This window comes from Kocuria sp. U4B (assembly GCF_054875615.1).
Window position 1 is genome coordinate 1,024,209 of sequence record NZ_CM142180.1, and the last position, 13,500, is coordinate 1,037,708.

The 13,500-nt window shown below is 75.2% G+C and carries 15 protein-coding genes; 8 read left to right on the forward strand and 7 right to left on the reverse strand.

Features of this window, described 5'->3' with window-relative positions; translation table 11 throughout:
- Positions 1 to 25: 25 nt before the first annotated feature.
- The 4 genes from ACYSMR_RS04805 to ACYSMR_RS04820 are packed head-to-tail and all read left to right on the forward strand — an operon-like array spanning position 26 to position 3,448.
- The gene (locus ACYSMR_RS04805; protein ID WP_461747535.1) at positions 26 to 973 is read left to right on the forward strand and encodes an ABC transporter ATP-binding protein; all 948 of its coding nucleotides are present in this window, start codon (positions 26 to 28) and stop codon (positions 971 to 973) included.
- Positions 970 to 1,737 carry an ABC transporter permease gene (locus ACYSMR_RS04810; RefSeq protein WP_461747536.1) on the forward strand — a complete coding sequence of 256 codons (768 nt, stop codon included), beginning with the start codon at positions 970 to 972 and terminating at the stop codon, positions 1,735 to 1,737. The genes ACYSMR_RS04805 and ACYSMR_RS04810 overlap by 4 nt, the downstream gene beginning before the upstream one ends.
- Positions 1,734 to 2,837 (forward strand): sensor histidine kinase, encoded by a 1,104-nt coding sequence (locus tag ACYSMR_RS04815; RefSeq protein ID WP_461747537.1) that lies wholly within the window; start codon positions 1,734 to 1,736, stop codon positions 2,835 to 2,837. The genes ACYSMR_RS04810 and ACYSMR_RS04815 overlap by 4 nt, the downstream gene beginning before the upstream one ends.
- Positions 2,834 to 3,448, forward strand: coding sequence for a response regulator (locus tag ACYSMR_RS04820; protein ID WP_461747538.1), 615 nt, complete (start codon positions 2,834 to 2,836; stop codon positions 3,446 to 3,448). Before ACYSMR_RS04815 ends, ACYSMR_RS04820 begins: the two co-directional genes overlap by 4 nt.
- Before the next feature lie 25 nt (positions 3,449 to 3,473).
- On the opposite strand, the gene ACYSMR_RS04825 is transcribed toward ACYSMR_RS04820, so the two are convergent.
- Together ACYSMR_RS04825 and ACYSMR_RS04830 are read right to left on the reverse strand one after the other, a co-directional pair.
- Positions 3,474 to 4,556: a 4-hydroxy-3-methylbut-2-enyl diphosphate reductase gene (locus tag ACYSMR_RS04825; RefSeq protein ID WP_251334493.1), complete on the reverse strand. Its 1,083-nt coding sequence runs from the start codon at positions 4,554 to 4,556 to the stop codon at positions 3,474 to 3,476.
- Between the two features lie 10 nt (positions 4,557 to 4,566).
- On the reverse strand, positions 4,567 to 5,505 hold the full coding sequence (locus ACYSMR_RS04830; protein WP_461747539.1) for a hypothetical protein: 939 nt from the start codon (positions 5,503 to 5,505) through the stop codon (positions 4,567 to 4,569).
- Positions 5,506 to 5,569: 64 nt separating this feature from the next.
- Between ACYSMR_RS04830 and xseA the strand changes: the two genes are divergently transcribed.
- Both xseA and ACYSMR_RS04840 read left to right on the forward strand, forming a co-directional pair.
- On the forward strand, positions 5,570 to 6,871 hold the full coding sequence (gene xseA / locus ACYSMR_RS04835; protein ID WP_461747540.1) for an exodeoxyribonuclease VII large subunit: 1,302 nt from the start codon (positions 5,570 to 5,572) through the stop codon (positions 6,869 to 6,871).
- Positions 6,872 to 7,026: 155 nt separating this feature from the next.
- On the forward strand, positions 7,027 to 7,293 hold the full coding sequence (locus tag ACYSMR_RS04840) for an exodeoxyribonuclease VII small subunit (protein WP_251334490.1): 267 nt from the start codon (positions 7,027 to 7,029) through the stop codon (positions 7,291 to 7,293).
- 12 nt (positions 7,294 to 7,305) lie between these two features.
- On the opposite strand, the gene ACYSMR_RS04845 is transcribed toward ACYSMR_RS04840, so the two are convergent.
- The 5 genes from ACYSMR_RS04845 to ACYSMR_RS04865 form a co-directional block, all read right to left on the reverse strand.
- Complete coding sequence (locus ACYSMR_RS04845; RefSeq protein ID WP_251334489.1) at positions 7,306 to 8,178, reverse strand: PPK2 family polyphosphate kinase; 873 nt, start codon at positions 8,176 to 8,178, stop codon at positions 7,306 to 7,308.
- A 41-nt stretch (positions 8,179 to 8,219) separates the two neighbouring features.
- Entirely contained in the window at positions 8,220 to 9,437 is a 1,218-nt protein-coding gene (locus ACYSMR_RS04850) for a pyridoxal phosphate-dependent aminotransferase (RefSeq protein WP_251334488.1), read from the reverse strand.
- A gap of 42 nt (positions 9,438 to 9,479) precedes the next feature.
- A complete protein-coding gene (locus ACYSMR_RS04855; RefSeq protein ID WP_461747541.1) occupies positions 9,480 to 10,526 on the reverse strand; it encodes a glycine betaine ABC transporter substrate-binding protein in 1,047 nt (348 codons plus the stop codon).
- The gene (locus tag ACYSMR_RS04860) at positions 10,523 to 10,981 is read right to left on the reverse strand and encodes an NUDIX hydrolase (protein WP_461747542.1); all 459 of its coding nucleotides are present in this window, start codon (positions 10,979 to 10,981) and stop codon (positions 10,523 to 10,525) included. Before ACYSMR_RS04860 ends, ACYSMR_RS04855 begins: the two co-directional genes overlap by 4 nt.
- Positions 10,982 to 11,325: 344 nt before the next feature.
- Positions 11,326 to 12,036 carry a DedA family protein gene (locus tag ACYSMR_RS04865; RefSeq protein ID WP_251334485.1) on the reverse strand — a complete coding sequence of 237 codons (711 nt, stop codon included), beginning with the start codon at positions 12,034 to 12,036 and terminating at the stop codon, positions 11,326 to 11,328.
- Positions 12,037 to 12,167: 131 nt separating this feature from the next.
- On the opposite strand from ACYSMR_RS04865, the gene ACYSMR_RS04870 reads away from it, so the two are divergent.
- Positions 12,168 to 13,178, forward strand: a complete 1,011-nt coding sequence (locus tag ACYSMR_RS04870) for a mechanosensitive ion channel family protein (protein ID WP_461747543.1) — start codon at positions 12,168 to 12,170, stop codon at positions 13,176 to 13,178.
- The gene (locus ACYSMR_RS04875) at positions 13,175 to 13,495 is read left to right on the forward strand and encodes an antibiotic biosynthesis monooxygenase family protein (RefSeq protein ID WP_461747544.1); all 321 of its coding nucleotides are present in this window, start codon (positions 13,175 to 13,177) and stop codon (positions 13,493 to 13,495) included. Before ACYSMR_RS04870 ends, ACYSMR_RS04875 begins: the two co-directional genes overlap by 4 nt.
- Positions 13,496 to 13,500: the final 5 nt, after the last annotated feature.

The following is a 13,500-nucleotide window of genomic DNA, read 5'->3' on the forward strand; positions in this document are numbered from 1 at the left end:
GCGGCGGCGGCGGCACGATCGGGCCATGACGAGCGCACCAGCCCCCGGACCGGCGATCGAGCTGGCCGGGCTCACCCAGACCTTCCGCACCCCGCACGGCACCGTCCGCGCCGTGCGGGGCATCGACCTGGACGTCCGGCGGGGCGAGGTCGTGGCCCTGCTGGGGACCAACGGCGCGGGCAAGACCACGACCCTCGACGTCGTCCTCGGCCTGGCCCGCCCCGCGGCGGGCACCGCCCGGGTCCTCGGGCTGCCGCCCCGCCGGGCCGTGGCCGAGGGGCGGGTCTCGGCGGTGCTGCAGACGGGCGGCCTGCTGGAGGACCTCTCCGTGGCGGAGACCGTCCGGATGATCGCCGCCCTGCACCCGCACCACGCGCCGGTCGCCGAGGTCCTGGCCCGGGCCGGTCTCGAGGACCTCGCCCGCCGCCGGGTCTCGAAGTGCTCGGGCGGGCAGCGCCAGCGGCTGCGCTTCGCCCTCGCCCTGCTGCCGGAGCCGGACCTGCTGGTGCTCGACGAGCCGACGGCCGGGATGGACGTCGCCGCCCGCCGGGCGTTCTGGGCGACGATGCACGCCGAGGCCGACCGCGGCCGCACCGTGCTCTTCGCCACGCACCACCTCGAGGAGGCCGACGCCTTCGCCGGCCGGGTCGTGGTCATGGCCGGCGGGCGGATCGTCGCCGACGGGCCCACGGACGAGGTCCGTGCCCGCGCCACCCGGCGCACGGTGAGCGTGCGCTGGACCGACGACGCCGACCCCGCGGACCTGCCCCACGTCAGCTCCGTTCGGCGCCACGGCGCCCGCGTGGTCCTGACCACGACCGACCCGGACGCGCTGTGCCGCCACCTGCTCACCCGCACCGCGGCGTCCGGGCTGGAGGTCGGCGGCCCGTCCCTCGAGACCGCCTTCCTCGACCTGACCTCCGCGGAGCCCGCCGGCGGCGAGCTCCTCCAGCCCACCGGGAGCCCGTCATGAACCTCGCCTACGTCCTCCACGACCTGCGCCGCAACGTCCGGATGGTCTCCAGCACGGTCTTCGTCGTCCTGCTGCCCGCCGCCCTGTTCCTCATGTTCGGGGTGATCCAGGAGTGGGCCGACCGGTCCGTCGGCCACGGCAACGTCTCCGCCCACACCATGGTCTCGATGGCCGCCTACGGGGCGATCACCGCGACCGCCTCGCTCGCCGGCAGCGCCGCCGTCGAGCAGAGCCAGGGCTGGGGCCGCCAGCTGGCGCTGACCCCGCTGACCCGGGGCGGCTACGTCGCCGGCAAGGCGGCGGTGGCGCTCTGCGTCGCCGCGCTGCCCGTCCTCGTCGTCCACCTCGTGGGGTGGGCCACCAACGCGCAGATCGACGGGGCCGGGCGCTGGCTGGCCACCGCCCTCCTGGCCGTGGGCGGGTCCGTGGTCTTCGCCCTCTACGGCCTGACCGTGGGGCTGCTCTTCCGCTCCGAGGCCGCCGTGGGCGCCGCCTCCGGGATGCTCGTGGTCCTGGCCTTCCTGGGCAACGCGTTCGTGCCCCTGTCCGGGGGCCTGCTCGGGTTCAGCCGCTTCACCCCCGTGTACGGCGTGATGGCGCTGGCCCGGTACCCGGTGACCGGCGGCGCGCTCCCCGTGGCCGGCGCGGGCGCGGCCCCGGTCACGGACCCCCTGTGGGTCCCTGTGGTAAACGTGGTCGCATGGACAGTGGTGTTCGCGGCCACGGCGCTGCTGGTGGCCCGCCGCGGAACGAGCCGGCGATGACCGGCGAGCGCTCCGGCCGGCGCCGGGCCCCGGGGAGCCTGCCCGCGGAGGACCCCTCGTGGTGGTTCGCCGCGGTCTGGCTGGTCTTCCTCGTCCTGCCGGCGGGCGCCCTGGTGGGCTCCCCCGCCGGCACGCCGGCGCGCGTGCTGGCGGGCCTGGCCCTGGCAGGCTTCGCCGTCGTCTACTCCCTGGCCTTCCGCAACCCCGGCCTCCTGCCGGTGCGCGGCGAGCCGGGGAACACCCTCGCCTGGTGCGGTGTGCTCGTGGGGCTGGTCCTGCTGAGCGTGCCCGCCGTGGGCGTGTGGGCGTTCGTCATGGCCCCGCACCTGGCGGCCCTGTGGGCGTTCCGGCTGCCGCTGCGCCCGGCGCTGGTGGCCCTGGCCGTGCTCCTGGCCGCCGTGGCCTGCGTGGTCCTCGGCGGTCTGCTGCCGCCCTCGAGCGGGTGGGTGCTCACCATGTACTTCACCTCCACCGCGGTCGTCGGCGGCATGCGCTTCGCCGTGCACCGCGACGAGCAGCACGCCGCGCTAGCCTCCGAGCTGGCGCTCGCCCGGGAGCGGGAGGAGGTGGCCCGGGACGTCCACGACGTCCTGGGCCACTCCCTGACGGTCATCGCGCTCAAGGCGGAGCTCGCGCGCCGCGTCCTCGACGCGGAGCCGGAGCGGGCCCGCGCCGAGCTCGACGACGTGCTGGGCCTGGCCCGGGAGTCGCTGGCCGGGGTGCGCTCGACCGTGGGCCGGCTGCGCACCCCGGACCTCGCCGAGCAGGCCGAGGCCGCGAGGACGGCACTGGGGGCCGCGGGGATCGAGGCCGACGTCGCGGGGCGGCCCGAGGCGGTGGCCGGACCCCGGCGCGGCGTCCTCGCCTGGGCGCTGCGGGAGGCCGTGACCAACGTGGTCCGGCACAGCCACGCCTCCCGCTGCACCGTGCGGTGGACGCCCACCACGCTGACCGTCACGGACGACGGCGACGGCGTCCTGGGCCCGGAGGGCAACGGGCTGCGCGGGCTGCGCGAGCGGGTCGCGCAGGCGGGCGGCACGGTCCGCCTGCGCGCCGGGGACCGCGGTGAGGGCACGGTGCTGGAGGTGCGCGTCCCGTGAGCCCTCCCGTGCGGCTGCTGCTGGCCGACGACCAGCACCTCGTCCGCGGCGCCCTGGCGGCGCTGCTGGAGCTGGAGGACGACCTGGAGGTCGTCGCCCAGGTCGCGGCCGGGGACGAGGTCCTGGACGCCGTGCGGGAGCACCGTCCCGACGTCGCGCTGCTGGACATCGAGATGCCGGGGCTGGACGGCATCGCCGCGACCCGCCAGGTCGTGGCGGCGGGCACCGGGTGCCGCTGCCTGATCGTCACGACCTTCGGGCGGCCGGGCTACCTGCGGCGGGCGGTGGAGGCCGGGGCGTCCGGGTTCGTGGTCAAGGACACCCCGGCCGCGCAGCTGGCGGAGGCCGTGCGCCGGGTGCACGCCGGGCTGCGGGTGCTGGACCCCGGCCTCGCCGAGGAGAGCCTGGCGGGCGGGCCCAACCCGCTGACCGCCCGGGAGCAGGAGGTGCTGCGCGCCGCGGTGGACGGGTCGAGCGTCAAGCACGTCTCCGCCCTGCTGCACCTGTCCCCCGGCACGGTGCGCAACCACCTCTCCAGCGCCATCGGCAAGACGCACACCTCCAACCGCGCGGAGGCGTGCCGGGCCGCGCTCGAGAACGGGTGGCTGTGAGCCCTGCCCCGGGCGGGCCCGCGGGTCAGCGGGCGGGGCGGGCGCCGCGGCCGCCGAGGCGCCGCGAGTCGTCCCCGGCCTCGGCCAGCTTGGCGCGCAGCTCCTTGGGCAGGGAGAACAGCACGTCCTCCTGGGCGGTGACGACCTCCTCGACGGTCCCGTAGCCGTAGCGCTCGAGCAGGCGCAGCACGTCCTGGACGAGCACCTCGGGGACGGAGGCCCCGCTGGTCACGCCGACGGTGGCGACGCCCTCGAACCAGGACTCGTCGACCTGGTTGGCGAAGTCCACGCGCTCGGCCCGGCGGGCGCCGTACTCGAGGGCGACCTCCACGAGGCGCACGGAGTTGGAGGAGTTCGCGGAGCCCACGACGATGACGAGGTCGGCGTCCGGGGCGATCTGCTTGATGGCGGCCTGCCGGTTGGAGGTCGCGTAGCAGATGTCGTCGCTGGGCGGGTCCTGCAGGGAGGGGAACCGCTCGCGCAGCCGCTCGACGGTCTGCATGGTCTCGTCCACGCTGAGGGTGGTCTGGGACAGCCACACGACCTTGTCGGGGTCCCGGACGACGACCTGGTCGACCTCGTCGGGGCTGTTGACGACCTGGATGTGCTCGGGGGCCTCCCCGGCGGTGCCCTCCACCTCCTCGTGGCCGTCGTGGCCGATGAGCAGGATGTCGTAGTCGCTCTTCGCGAAGCGCACGGCCTCCCGGTGCACCTTGGTGACGAGCGGGCACGTGGCGTCGATGGTGCGCAGCTCGCGGTCCTGGGCGGACTGCACGACGGCCGGGGAGACGCCGTGGGCGGAGAAGATCAGCAGCGACCCCGCGGGGACCTCGTCGGTCTCGTCGACGAAGACGGCGCCCTGCTCCTCGAGGGTGCTGACCACGAACTTGTTGTGCACGATCTCCTTGCGCACGTACACGGGGGCCCCGTAGTGCTCGAGCGCCTTCTCCACGGCGATCACGGCGCGGTCCACCCCGGCGCAGTAGCCGCGGGGGGACGCGAGGAGGACCCGCCGGGGGCCCTCGACGGGGGCGGCGGCGGCCACGTCCTCGGGGGAGCGCCGCTGTCGGGGGACGGTGGGCATGGAGAGGGCAACGGTCGTGGGCATGGAGTCCATGCTACGCGGTGGACCGGCGCCGGCGCCGTGAGGCGGACGACACCACGACGGCGCCGACGACCCCCACGGCGCCCGTGATCCCCGCGGCCCACGCCGCCGTGGTCATCCACTGCGCCAGGGACCCGGTGAGCAGGTCGAGCACCCGGTCGGAGACCAGCCACACGAGGGGGTCGGCCCCGAGGGGGCCGGCCGCCCGGCGGAGCGCCTTCTGCACGAGCGCCCACACCACGGCGAGCCCCGCCAGGGTGCCGAGGCCCAGCACGGCCAGGACGGCGAAGCGGTGGCGGGCCACGAGCAGCGCCAGGAGCCCCAGCACCCCGGCGGCCCAGCTCAGGGGCACGGCCAGGCCGGTCAGCCGCGTCCCGGCCTCCACGAGCCGCCCGGTGTTGCTTCCGGGCACGGTGATGCTGCCCTGGCGCTCGGCGAGGCCCAGGTCGACGCCCACGGACTGCTGGACGGCGCCGTCGGCGGCCTCGAGCAGCGGCTGCAGCTCGAGCACGAGGTGCTGGGGCGCGTCCGCCACCGCGCCGTCGGCGGGCACGTTCGCCTCGTGCGTGCGGATCAGCGCCTGGGTCCAGGCCTGCTGGTAGGCCGGCTGGGAGGAGAGGCCGGCCGCGACGTCGGCGGCCCGGCGGGCGGCGTCCTGGACGAGGCGGTCCACAAAGGCGATGCCCGTGCTCCGCTCCCCCAGCAGGGTGTCGGCGGCGCGGTTGACGGCCGTGCGGGCGAGGGCCTCCTGGAACTGCCGGTCCTCGGAGAGGGTGCCCACCACCCGGGTGAAGCCCTGCTGGGAGACGACCGTGTCCGCGGCCCAGTGCAGGGGCACGAGCACCGACACGAGCCCGGCCGTGACGAGGGCCAGGGCCGCGCCGAGGCCGGTGCGCACGGCGGCCGCGGCACGTCGTGGGGGGCGGGGGGCGGCGGCGCGGGAGGAAGTCACGGTCCCACTCTATGCACGGCGGCGGCCCCGCGCGGGCGTCCGCCACGAGTGGTAAGCATGGACCATGAGCTATCTCGAGCCCCAGCAGGAGGCCCAGGGGGACGGCGCGCGGCAGGTCCCGGCACGGGCGGACCGGACCACCCCGGAGAACCCGTGGCCCCTGCGGCTGCTCTCCGAGAACCTGCACGCCTACATCGCGCGCTGCGCCCCCACCTGGGTGGAGGGCCAGATCATCGAGCTGAACCAGCGCGCCCGGGTGACGTACGTGACCCTGCGCGACGTCGACGCCGAGATCTCCGTGCCGGTGACCCTGTTCGCCAACGAGACGGCGCACCTGGACCGCCCGCTCGAGAAGGGCATGCGGGTGGTGGCCCAGCTCAAGCCGGACTTCTGGACGAAGACGGGCCGGCTGTCGATGCTCGGGCACGGCATCCGCCCCGTGGGGCTGGGCGACCTGCTGGAACGGCTGGAGCGGCTGCGCCGCGCCCTCGCCGAGGAGGGGCTCTTCGACGCCGCCCGGAAGCAGCCGTTGCCCCTGCTCCCCCGGCGGGTGGGCCTGGTGACGGGGCGCAACTCCGACGCCGAGAAGGACGTCATCCGCAACGCGTCCCTGCGCTGGCCCGCGGTGGACTTCGAGGTCCGGGAGGTCGCGGTGCAGGGCGCCGGGGCCGTGCGCGCGGTGACCGCAGCCCTGCAGGAGCTCGACGGGCTGCCCGAGGTCGACGTCATCGTCATCGCCCGCGGCGGCGGCTCCTTCGAGGACCTCCTCGCCTTCAGCGACGAGTCCCTGGTGCGGGCCGTGGCCGCCGCCCGGACGCCCGTGGTCAGCGCGATCGGCCACGAGAACGACCAGCCGCTGCTGGACTGGGTCGCGGACCTGCGGGCTTCGACCCCCACGGACGCTGGCAAGCGGGTCGTCCCGGACGTGGTCGAGGAGCGGGGCGGCGTCGCCCGCGCCCGGGCGTCCCTGGACCGGGCGGTGCGGACGTTCCTGGACCGGGAGGCCGCGGGCCTCGCCGGGGTGCGCTCCCGGCCCGCGCTGGCCCAGCCGCAGGACATGATCCTGCTGCGCGAGGAGGACGTGGACCGGCTGCGCTCCCGGGCGCTGTCCGCCGTCGACGCCCGCACGCTGCGGGACCGGGACGCCGTGCGCCACCTGCGCGCCCGGGTCCGGGCCCTGTCCCCGCAGGAGACCCTGCAGCGCGGCTACGCCGTGGTCCTCGACGCGTCCGGGACCGTGGTCACCGACGCGTCCGGGGTGCACGAGGGCGACCGGCTGGGCGTGCGCCTGGCCGCCGGGGAGCTGGGCGTGCGGACCGAGACGGTCTCCGCGCGCCGTCCCGGCCAGCGTCCCGGCGACGCCTGAGCCCCGGGGCCGCCGCCCGGGCAGGACGGCCCCGGCCCGGCGGCCGCACGGCGGCGCCCGCCGGGCCGGGGTGGGACAATGGGGCCGGACCCGCGCCGGCTCCGCTCCACCGACGGCGCGGCACGCAACAGACCAGCCGCAGAAAGGCCGCACCCATGGCGAGCGCCGACCACCCCGCAGCACCCGACCTGTCCGACATCGCGGCCATGGGCTACGAGCAGGCCCGCGAGGAGCTCGTGCAGGTCGTCTCCCGCCTGGAGGCAGGCGGCACGTCCCTCGAGGAGTCCCTGGCCCTGTGGGAGCGCGGCGAGGCGCTGGCGGCGCGGTGCGAGCAGTGGCTGGACGGGGCGCGGGAGCGCCTCGACGCCGCCCGGGCCCGCCGGGCGGACGCCGACGGCGGGGAGCCCGGCGAGGACGGCTGAGCCGGGGCCGGCTCAGCCCCGGGCGAGGAGGCGCCGCTGCTCCAGGACGTCGTAGGAGGGCTCGGGCCAGTCCAGGCCCAGGTCCGTGAGGGCGGAGATCAGCAGGTCCTGCACGACGGCCCGGGCGTACCACTTCTTGTCCGTGGGCACCACGTACCAGGGCGCGTGCTGCGCGTCGGTGGCCCGGATCGCCCCCTCGTAGGCGGCCCGGTAGGCGTCCCACCGCCGGCGCGCGTCGATGTCGGCGGGGTCGTACTTCCACCGCTTGGCCGGGTCGTCGAGCCGGGCCAGCAGGTTCTTGCGCTGGGCGTCCCGGCCCAGGTGCAGGAACACCTTCACCACGACCGCGCCCTCCAGGGCGAGCTCCTGCTCGAAGGCGCGGATCTCGGCGTAGCGGTGCTCGAGCCGCTCGCCGTGGAGCATGCCGTGGACCACGGGCACGAGGACGTCCTCGTAGTGGGAGCGGTCGAAGGCGCCGATGACGCCCGGGCGCGGCAGCTGCCGGCGCACGCGGTGCAGGAAGTGCTGGGCCGCCTCCTCCTCGGTCGGCCGGCCGAACCCGTGGGTGTGCACGCCGTGCGGGTTCAGCCCGCCGAGCACGTGCGTGAGGATCCCGCCCTTGCCGGAGGTGTCCATGCCCTGGAGCACGAGCAGCAGCCGGTGGGGGGCGTCGGCGGCCGTGGCGTTGGCGTAGAGCAGCCGCTGCAGGTCGGCCAGCTCCCCCTTGCGCGCCGAGCGCAGCGCCTCGCCGGCCGTCTTGCCGCCGGAGAAGCCGGGGGTCGACCCGGTGTCCACGGCGGCGAGGGACAGCCCGGGGCCCGCCCGCAGCAGGCAGCGCACGTCCTGGTCGAACCCGGCGCCGGGGCGCCTCGGGGTGGTGGTCATCGCGGTCCTCCTGGTGGGTCCGGCCGCCGGCGGCGGGCCGGTCACTGGCGGTAGCTGCTGAGGAACTCCTCGATCCGGTCCAGGGCCGTGCCGAGGGTCTCCACGGACGGCAGGGTCACGAGCCGGAAGTGGTCGGGCTCGGGCCAGTTGAAGGCGCGGCCGTGGGTGACGAGGATCTTCTGCTCCTTGAGCAGGTCCAGCGCGAACTTCTCGTCGTCGACGATGCCGAACTTCTCGACGTCGAGCTTGGGGAACAGGTACAGGGCGCCGTCCGCCTGTTCGCAGCTGACCCCGTCGATCTGGTTGAGCCTCCGGTGGGCGAGGTCGCGCTGGGCCTTGAGCCGTCCGCCGGGCAGGACGAGGTCGTTGATCGTCTGGTAGCCGCCCAGGGCGGTCTGGATGGCGTGCTGGGCGGGGACGTTGGCGCACATGCGCATGTTGGCCAGCAGCTTGATCCCCTCGATGAAGCTCTCGGCCTTCCAGTTGGGCCCGGTGATGGCCAGCCACCCGGAGCGGTACCCGGCCACCCGGTAGGCCTTGGACAGCCCGGAGAACGTCAGGCACAGCACGTCCTCGCCGGTGAGGGTCGCGGTGTTGATCATCTCGGCGCCGTCGTAGGTGATCTTCTCGTAGATCTCGTCCGAGAACAGCAGCAGCTCGTGCTCGGCCGCGAGGTCCACGATCGACTGCAGCACCTCGCGGGAGTAGACCGCGCCGGTCGGGTTGTTCGGGTTGATGATCACGATGCCGCGGGTGCGCGGGGTGATCTTCGCGGCGAGGTCCTCGAGGTCCGGGTTCCAGTCGTTGTCCTCGTCGCAGCGGTAGTGCACGGGGGTGCCGCCGGCGAGGGCCACGGACGCGGTCCACAGGGGGTAGTCCGGGGACGGGACGAGGATCTCGTCGCCCGGGTTGCACAGGGCCTGCAGGGACATGGTGATCAGCTCGGAGACCCCGTTGCCGAGGTAGACGTCGTCGGTGTCGAGGTTCATGATCCCGCGCGTCTGGTAGTACTGCACCACCGCGGTCCGGGCCGAGTAGATGCCCCGGGAGTCGGAGTAGCCCTGCGCGTTGGGCAGGTTCTTGATCATGTCCACGAGGATCGCGTCCGGGGCCTCGAAACCGAACGGGGCAGGGTTGCCGATGTTGAGCTTGAGGATCCGGTGGCCCTCGGCCTCCATCCGCTCCGCCTGCTCCAGCACGGGGCCACGGATGTCGTAGAGGACGTTCTTGAGCTTGTCGGACTGCTTCACCACTGCCATGCGCTCCACCCTACCTCCGGGCAGCCCGCGCGCCGGGAGCCCTCAGGTGTCGTCGTCGCCGTCGAGCCAGTACCGGGCGGCCTCCTCGGGCGTGTACGGGTCCCGGGCGGTGGTCATCCGGGTCATGAGCACGAGGTCGTCGGTGTCGATCCCGGCGGAGACCTCGTCGACGACCTGCACCGCGGCCTCCGGGAGGTCCTCCGCGCCCACGGGCACCACCCGCTGGGGCACGAAGTTGTCGAGGGGGTCCCCGAGGACCACGAGCCCGTTGTCCTCGATCGCCGGGGAGGCGGTGAACAGCGCCGCGGCCTGGACGTCGTCCGCGAGCAGCGCGGTGACGAGCTCCCCCGTCGAGGCGAAGGGCACGACGTCCTCGGGCACGCACTCGTAGGCGTCCTCCAGGCCCTCGGAGCCGTAGGGCCTCGCGGCGAAGTCGGGGTCCGCGCCGAGGTCGAGCGCGGAGCAGACCGGTCCGAGGTCCTCGAGGTCCTCGAGCCCGTGCTCGACGGCGGTGGCGCGGGTCACGACGACCGCGATCCTGTTCTCGGCCGGGGCGGGCTCGAGCATCTGCAGCCCCTCCGGGAGGACGTCGCGGACGCCGCCGAGCACGTCCTCGTCGCCGGCGCCCTCGCCGCCGAGGCCCAGCAGCTCGGAGAGATCCTCGGCGAGACCGCGGTCCGGTGGCGTGGTGCGCTGCGCGGAGGGCGCGGTGGCCCCGGGGCTCGGCGTGGGGGCGGCCCCGGGGCCCACGGCCCGCGGGGCGCGCAGGTGGAGGTAGAGGTTGCCGGAGTAGTCGGCGGCGAGCTCGACGTCCCCGCGCTCCAGGGCCTCGAGGTGGCCGGAGCGGCCCGTGCCGGTGTCCACGACGCTCGCGTCGAAGCCGGCCCCGCGCAGCCGCTCGGCGTAGACGTGGGCGAGCACGGCGGTCTGCCCGGTGGGTCCCGTGGCGATCCGGATCGGCGCCGCGGCGGACCCGGTGGGCGAGGGCGCCTCCGGGGCGGGCGCGGCGTCCCCGCCGCAGCCCGTCAGCGCGGCGAGCGGCGCGAGGGCGGCCAGCGCGGCCAGCGCGGTGGGCCGGCGCCGGCTCACCGGCGCTCCCCGGCGGGTGCCAGCCCCGCCAGCTCGAGCGCGACGGGCACGAGACCCACGAGCGGCAGCTCCGCCAGCGCGGTGAGCGGGACCCACCGCGCCTCGTCGGAGGTCCCGTCCACCTCCGCGGTGAGCGTGCCCCCGGTGACGTGCGCGCGGTAGACGACGCGCAGCGCGTGGAAGGGGCGGGCGAGCCCGTCCATGCGCTCCTCGGGGCCCATGTGGCGGCTGTGCACGCCGAGCAGCTCGTCGATCTCCACGGTGTACCCGGTCTCCTCGAGCACCTCCCGCACGGCCGTCTGCGCGGGCTGCTCCCCGATCTCCATGCCTCCGCCGGGCAGGCTCCACGCCCCCCGGAGGGTGGGGTGGCGGGGGTTCCAGTGGCTGAGCAGCACCGCCCCGTCCCGGACGATGACGGCGTAGGCACCCACCCGGGTGTCCATGGGAAGACTCATGGGGACCATTCTAGGAACGCCTCGCCGTGCTGGGCGCCCGGGGGACGCCGCGGCGGGCCGGCGCACGGTCCGGAAAACGCACGCCGGGGCCGTTCGGCGCACCGCCGCCCCGCACCGGTTTGCCCCGGCCCCCGGGGCTTCCCAGCATGGGGGGTGCGGCGTGCCGCCGCGCGCCGTGGAAGACCCGGGACCAGATGCGGTCCCGGGTCTTCTTCTGCTCCCGGCGGCTCTTCTCCTCGCCCGCAGCGGTGGGGCGGCCCTCCTGCCCCTGGGCCTGATGGTCCTGGCCGGGCTCGCCCTCCACGCCCCGTCCCGGGCTCAGGAAGGGGCGGTGACCGTCCGCGTCACAGCTCCCCGCGCTCGCGGCGGGCGGCGTCGGTGAGCCCGCGCCGGTTGCGCAGCACCCGCTTGACCACCCACCAGAGGAGGAAGGCGGCGACCAGGACCACCACGATCCTCGAGAACACGCCGGCGTACTGCTCGGCGACGTGCCAGTTCTCGCCGAGGTAGTACCCGGCCAGCACGAAGACCGTGTTCCAGATCAGGGACCCGGCCGTGCTCAGCAGCACGAACGCCCCGAAGGACATCCGCTCGATGCCCGCCGGGATCGAGATCAGGGACCGGAAGACGGGGATCATCCGCCCGAAGAAGACGGCGGCCTTCCCGTGCCGGTCGAACCACTCCTCGGTGCGGTCGAGGTCGTGCAGGTCGACGAGCGGCATCCGGTCCACGATGGCCCGCAGCCGGCGGCGCCCGAGCGCGGCGCCGATCCAGTAGAGCGCGATCGCCCCCACCACGGCGCCCAGGGTGGTCCAGAAGATCGCCCCGCCCACCGTGAAGCTGCCCTGGCTCGCGGTGAACCCGGCCAGCGGCAGGATCACCTCGGACGGCAGAGGCGGGAACAGGTTCTCCAGGGCGACCAGGAGCCCGGCGCCGGGGGCGCCGATGGTCTCCATGACGCCGACCGCCCAGTCGGCGATCCCGCCCAGGCTTTCGCCCGCGGGCTCCGCGGCGGCGTCGAGGACGGTGGGCAGGGCGGTGCTGAGGGAGCTCATGGGATCCTCGGGTCGGGAGCGTGCGGGCCGGGTGCGCGGCGCCACGGGTCTGGGCACCATTGTGCCCGACGCCCCCGGGCGCCCGCCGTGACCCGGGGCGATCCGCCGGTGGCGTTCGTTACGCTTCCTCCATGCGCTCCCCCGCCCGCCTGCCCCTGTCCGCCCCGACGCCGGCCCTGGACCTGGGCTGGGACTTCTGGCTCGACAAGCCGCTGCGGATCCTCCTGGTCCTGCTCGGCGCCGCCGTGCTCGCCGCGGTGCTGCGCCTGCTGATCCGCCGGGTCACCGGGGGGATCGCCAGGGGCACGCGCTCGCGGATCGTGCGCCGGCTCGAGAGCGGCAGGCCGCGCTGGGTCGAGGACGCCGGGCTCGCCGGCGCCCGGCAGGCCCAGCGCGCCCACACCATCGGCTCCGTCCTGTCGTCCGTGACGACGGTGGTGGTCTGGGCCGTCGCGCTGCTGATGGTCATCTCGGAGCTGGACTACGACATCGGCCCGGTCCTGGCCAGCGCCGGGATCGCCGGCGTGGCCCTGAGCTTCGGCGCCCAGTCCCTCGTGAAGGACTACCTCTCCGGGATCTTCATGGTCGCGGAGGACCAGCTGGGCATCGGGGACGTCGTGGACCTCGGCGAGGCGAGCGGGACGGTGGAGTCCGTCGGTCTGCGCGTGACCCAGGTCCGCGACGTCAACGGCACCCTGTGGCACGTGCGCAACGGCGAGATCCTGCGGGTCGGCAACCAGTCGCAGGGCTGGGCCCGCTGCGTGCTCGACGTCCCCGTGCCCTACGACACGAACATCGAGCTGCTCAGCGAGCTCATCCTGCACGAGGCCGCCCTGCTGCGCGACGACCCGAGGGTGGGCGAGTTCATCACCGAGGACCCGGAGGTCTGGGGCGTGGAGGCCGTCACCGGCGAGTCCGTGACGCTGCGCGTCGCCGTGCGCACCGTGCCCCTCAAGCAGTGGGACGTCGCCCGCGCCCTGCGCCTGCGGATGAAGAAGATGCTCGACCGCGAGGGCCTGCACATCCCCCTGCTCAACCAGACGGTCGTGCGGCAGGCGGAGCCGGCGCCCGGCGCCCCCGCGCACCCCGAGACGGGGCAGCTGCGGGCCGTGCGGCGGGATGTGCCAGGATCGGACGCATGAGCATCGTCAAGATCAACGCCATCACCGTCCCCGCCGACTCCGGCGACGAGCTCGGCCGGCGCTTCGGGGCCCACGGCGGGTCGATGGCCGGCGTCCCCGGCTTCGAGGGCTTCGAGCTGCTGCAGCCCACCGACGGGCGCACCCAGTGGCTCGTGCTGACCCGCTGGGCCGACGAGGAGTCGTTCCAGGCGTGGACGTCCTCGCAGCACTTCACCCGCGCCCACGGCGGCGGCTCCGCCGAGGAGGGCGCCTCCCGGCCCCGCCCCGTGGGCACCTCCTCGGAGCTGTGGTCCTACACGGTGGCCGTCAGCCAGTAGCCCGG

Coding starts and splice junctions, on each gene's coding strand:
- ACYSMR_RS04865 (WP_251334485.1), bottom strand. CDS start 12,036: ATGAGCTCCCTCAGCACCGCCCTGCCCACCGTCCTCGACGCCGCCGCG.
- ACYSMR_RS04805 (WP_461747535.1), top strand. CDS start 26: ATGACGAGCGCACCAGCCCCCGGACCGGCGATCGAGCTGGCCGGGCTC.
- ACYSMR_RS04810 (WP_461747536.1), top strand. CDS start 970: ATGAACCTCGCCTACGTCCTCCACGACCTGCGCCGCAACGTCCGGATG.
- ACYSMR_RS04860 (WP_461747542.1), bottom strand. CDS start 10,981: ATGAGTCTTCCCATGGACACCCGGGTGGGTGCCTACGCCGTCATCGTC.
- xseA (WP_461747540.1), top strand. CDS start 5,570: ATGAGCTATCTCGAGCCCCAGCAGGAGGCCCAGGGGGACGGCGCGCGG.
- ACYSMR_RS04840 (WP_251334490.1), top strand. CDS start 7,027: ATGGCGAGCGCCGACCACCCCGCAGCACCCGACCTGTCCGACATCGCG.
- ACYSMR_RS04870 (WP_461747543.1), top strand. CDS start 12,168: ATGCGCTCCCCCGCCCGCCTGCCCCTGTCCGCCCCGACGCCGGCCCTG.
- ACYSMR_RS04825 (WP_251334493.1), bottom strand. CDS start 4,556: ATGCCCACGACCGTTGCCCTCTCCATGCCCACCGTCCCCCGACAGCGG.
- ACYSMR_RS04845 (WP_251334489.1), bottom strand. CDS start 8,178: ATGACCACCACCCCGAGGCGCCCCGGCGCCGGGTTCGACCAGGACGTG.
- ACYSMR_RS04850 (WP_251334488.1), bottom strand. CDS start 9,437: ATGGCAGTGGTGAAGCAGTCCGACAAGCTCAAGAACGTCCTCTACGAC.
- ACYSMR_RS04875 (WP_461747544.1), top strand. CDS start 13,175: ATGAGCATCGTCAAGATCAACGCCATCACCGTCCCCGCCGACTCCGGC.
- ACYSMR_RS04815 (WP_461747537.1), top strand. CDS start 1,734: ATGACCGGCGAGCGCTCCGGCCGGCGCCGGGCCCCGGGGAGCCTGCCC.